General features: G+C 60.4%; 5 protein-coding genes. All 5 read right to left on the bottom strand.

Going from position 1 to position 3579, the window contains the following annotated elements; all coding sequences use genetic code 11:
- Nucleotides 1–103 precede the first annotated feature (103 nt).
- The 5 genes from QVE23_RS10605 to QVE23_RS10625 all read right to left on the bottom strand — a co-directional run bounded on the left by QVE23_RS10605 (nt 104) and on the right by QVE23_RS10625 (nt 3226).
- A complete protein-coding gene (locus QVE23_RS10605; protein ID WP_287968194.1) occupies nt 104–1150 on the bottom strand; it encodes a hypothetical protein in 1047 nt (348 codons plus the stop codon).
- Complete coding sequence (locus QVE23_RS10610) at nt 1143–1637, bottom strand: RNA polymerase sigma factor (protein WP_256264814.1); 495 nt, start codon at nt 1635–1637, stop codon at nt 1143–1145. Before QVE23_RS10610 ends, QVE23_RS10605 begins: the two co-directional genes overlap by 8 nt.
- A gap of 108 nt (nt 1638–1745) precedes the next feature.
- Nucleotides 1746–2159, bottom strand: a complete 414-nt coding sequence (locus QVE23_RS10615; RefSeq protein WP_051320039.1) for a DUF2752 domain-containing protein — start codon at nt 2157–2159, stop codon at nt 1746–1748.
- 56 nt (nt 2160–2215) lie between these two features.
- A complete protein-coding gene (locus tag QVE23_RS10620; protein WP_025545273.1) occupies nt 2216–2482 on the bottom strand; it encodes a hypothetical protein in 267 nt (88 codons plus the stop codon).
- Between the two features lie 72 nt (nt 2483–2554).
- Nucleotides 2555–3226 (bottom strand): VanW family protein, encoded by a 672-nt coding sequence (locus QVE23_RS10625; RefSeq protein ID WP_287554112.1) that lies wholly within the window; start codon nt 3224–3226, stop codon nt 2555–2557.
- Nucleotides 3227–3579 lie beyond the last annotated feature (353 nt).

The raw sequence follows: 3579 nt of genomic DNA on the forward strand, positions 1-3579 counted from the left end.
AGCAGGTCCGTGCGGAAGTGGCGGAGCTGTGCAAGCGGTTCCCGCTCTATCAGGAGTGAACGAACAAGGCCCGGAGAGTGCTGGCTCTTCGGGCCTTTTGCAGTTATGCCGCCGGGAATTCGTACCATTGTCCGTTCAACTCCAAGCCGGTTACGCTGTCCGGGTCCAGCAGCCGGGGCGACAGCAGGGACAGGTGGCAGAGCGGTGCTCTCTGCTCCGACGCCTCCACGAATTCTATGTGGATGGCATGGGTGCCTCTCTGGATCCGCTGGGTCAAAGCATCCTCCATCTCCAGGGCCCTGCCGTCAGTAAAATAAAGTGTCAGCACCTGCTTTGCGAGAAAGTCCTCCTCCCAGGTGACAGCGGACTGGGACTCTTCCAGCCATAGGTCATAAGAGGTCTCTTCCACAGGAAACCAGACTTCCGCCCGCAGGGGCGTCACCACCGCCCGGGTGCCGTCCGGCCAACTGACCTCCCGAACAGGGATCGTGTCATTCATCCGGACATGGAATGCATAGATCTCAATGGGGTGCATCACGCCAGTGTCCCGGTCGTTCAGCATCTTCACCACCAGCTCCACCTCCCGTCCCAGGTAGTTCTCTTCACAATTCTCCTGAGCGTTCTCCGACACCTGCCCGGTGGCCAGAATAAACCGGGCCGTGTTGAGTTCCTTGCCTTGGTCCACCCGCCAGCAGCTGATGACATCCGCCCAGCTTCCGGCGAATAGCAGGGTGTCCTCCATTACATCATCGATATCGGGGAACGATTCATCATACCGGGCCGTTACCAGGCAGTAGATCACCCGGCCGTCGGTGATGGCGTTCTCCAGCGTCAGATCGCAGTGATTCCCCTCCACGGTCTGATCTACCTGGACGGAGCAGGTCTTCAGCATTCCGCCGCTGCCGCCGTCATCCACCACTGGGCTCAGCCAGCCCATGCGCTCCGCCGCCACGGCAAAACCACAGGCCAGTACTGCCAGCGCCGCCGCCAGCAACAGCACCCGCTTCCCCAGCCGCCGTTTTCCGGGCCGGTCCAGGGTGCCCTGGCGGATCTGTTCCTCCAGCCCGTCCATAGCCGACTCATAGGCCGCGGGCAGGGCCCAGTCCTCCCGCTTTGCCATTGCCCGCAGGCGGGCGTCCAGCTCATCCATAGTCTCCCTCCTTCAAGATGCTCCGCAGCTTCTCACGTGCCCGGCTCAGCCGGACCCGCACCGCCCCCGGGGACGTCCCCACGATCCGGGCGATCTCCTCTGTGGGCAGGTCCTCATAGTAGAACAGCACCACCGCCTCCCGCTGGTCTCGTGGCAAGGTCTGCACCGCCTGCCAAAGGGTATCGTCCCCCGTCTCCCGGCCCGGTATTGCCGGTTCCGTGGGCAGATCATCCCAAGAGACTGTCCGGCCTCGCCGTTGGCAGAGACGCCGGGCCTCATTGGCGGTGATCTTCAGCAGCCACCGGGGCAGCTTCTCCTTTTCCCGCAGCTGAGGATACCGCTCATAGGCCCGGCAGACTGCCTCTGCCACCGCCTCCTGAGCATCGCTGCTGTTCCGGGTGATACTGAAAGCCAGACGGTACAGGCTGGTCCGGCTGTGATGCAGCACTTGGCAGAACCGCTCCCGCTCTTGCTCCGGCAGCGTCATGTCCTTCCCCCCCTTCTCCTGTTCTGCCTGTATGACCCAGCAGCGTGGCAAAATGTTACGGTGTACTCGCAAAAAAGCCGCCTCGCAATGAGGCGGCTCATATTCGCTTCACAGCGGGACGCCGAGGCCCAGCCACAGGACGTTCCGGACCACGCAGTTGGCCAGGAACAGCCCCACTAGGACCATCGGCCAGCGGCGGTCATAGCGCAGGACCCAGCCCCGCTTTCCCCGCAGCCGCCACGCGGTTTGAGAAAACAGATAGATCGCTGCCAGGGCCAGCGTGATCACCACCGGCGTGTGGTACCAGAGAGCCGCGCCTACCCGTCCCTGGGCTAGGGCCATCAGCGCCCGTGTCCCTCCGCAGCCCGGGCAGTAGACATGCCAGTGCTCCCAGACCCAGCAGCGGCTGACAGTGGGTGCCCCCAGCGCAAAGCGCCATAGCAGATATAGCAACACCAGAACCGCCAGGGTGATCCAGGCGGTCGGATAGGCCTCCCGGTCTGTCATAGAACCTCTCTGCATAAAATTTCCTCCCTGTAAACAGCAAAAAGGCCGCGCAGCGCGCGGCCCTTTCTCCTTTACTTCAGCAACCGGATCTGTCCCAGCAGAGGAACTGCCTTCTCCTCTCCATTGACAGCGGAGATGAAGCCCATCACCGCGCAGATGAAGCAAAAAATGCCCCACAGCCAGCCGATACATGGAATGAAGCTCAGCAGCCCCGCCAGCCAGATCACCAGCGCTTGATTCAGATGGAATTTCGCGCCCTCCCGGTCGCCCAGTACAAAGGCAATCACCAGACCGATCCAGGTAATATAAGCGACAATACCCGTCGTTTTTGCATCCATAAAAACACCTCTCTTTGGTTCAGTAGGGTTGTTCATAGTGTACCACGGTTTTGGAAAGAATACAAGCCCGCGTCAGGACTCCTCCGGCAGAAGCGGGCTGTACATCATGATGGCGTCATTTGCAAAGAGGAATTCCTCTTCCAGCAGGCCCCCCTCCAGGTCATAGATGCGGCGGTACAGCTCGTTATGCCGCACATATCCGCCCCAGGATGCCTGGTCCATCCGGTGGTTCCTCTCTACGATCTCATAGCGGCAGACCGGAGGTGCCGGGGCCCGCCACTCTCCCTTCAGAACCTGCTTTCCCACCTGGACACAGAGCTGGAAGGGCTGTTCCGTGTCGTTGCGGATCATCAGATCCCGGTGGGGATAGGCGCAGGTGGCGCCGCTGCCGAAGGGCTGGGTCCGGTTGGTATCCGGAAAGACATCGTGAGAGTGACGGTACCGCTCCACTACCGTCAGCGGCGTGTGGAGAGTCATCCAGAAAATCAGATTGGAGAGCTGGCACAGCCCGCCTCCCACATCGCTGCCGATCCGGCCTAGAAACAGCACCATCCCGTCTCGATAGCCCTTCCGGCGGGTGGGCTTTCCGATCAGCCGCCAATAGCTGAAGGTCTCGCCGGGATACAGGACAATCCCATCCAGCCGGGCCACTGCAAGCCGGAGATTAGCCACCTTGTTTTCCTGGAGTTCCTGATCCTCCCCCCGCAGATGGCGGTACAAGGGTGTGGCGTGTGAAATCAGCATATACGGCAGGCGCTCCGTCTGACGCTGTTTGGCCCAGTGAAACCGGGGCGACATCCACAGAAGACGGCGCCGTCCGCCGTAATAGAGTTTTCCCAGACGCAAACGCAGCCAGCTGCGGTGAATGGGCGGCCGGAGCTGTCGATTATTGGGATCTACCATGGGGCCTCCTCCCTATTTCCCAGACCGTTCGCAAATAAAGACGAAATCAGAACCTAAAACGATTTTAAAGTGTTCGGTCCAATAAATCCTCACAAAACTGTTACAAACAATAACAAAAAAGAGACAGTCAATTGACTGTCTCTCAGTGTTGGCGCTACCTATCTTCCCGGGCCGTCGCCAGCCAAGTATTGTCA

Source organism: Oscillibacter sp. KLE 1728 (assembly GCF_934833455.1).
GTDB classification, from domain to species: Bacteria; Bacillota; Clostridia; order Oscillospirales; family Oscillospiraceae; genus Oscillibacter; species Oscillibacter welbionis.

Excerpts from the sequence above, each read along its gene's own strand:
- QVE23_RS10605 (WP_287968194.1), bottom strand. The coding sequence starts at position 1,150 with ATGGATGAGCTGGACGCCCGCCTGCGGGCAATGGCAAAGCGGGAGGAC.
- QVE23_RS10610 (WP_256264814.1), bottom strand. The coding sequence starts at position 1,637 with ATGACGCTGCCGGAGCAAGAGCGGGAGCGGTTCTGCCAAGTGCTGCAT.
- QVE23_RS10615 (WP_051320039.1), bottom strand. The coding sequence starts at position 2,159 with ATGCAGAGAGGTTCTATGACAGACCGGGAGGCCTATCCGACCGCCTGG.
- QVE23_RS10620 (WP_025545273.1), bottom strand. The coding sequence starts at position 2,482 with ATGGATGCAAAAACGACGGGTATTGTCGCTTATATTACCTGGATCGGT.
- QVE23_RS10625 (WP_287554112.1), bottom strand. The coding sequence starts at position 3,226 with ATGCTGATTTCACACGCCACACCCTTGTACCGCCATCTGCGGGGGGAG.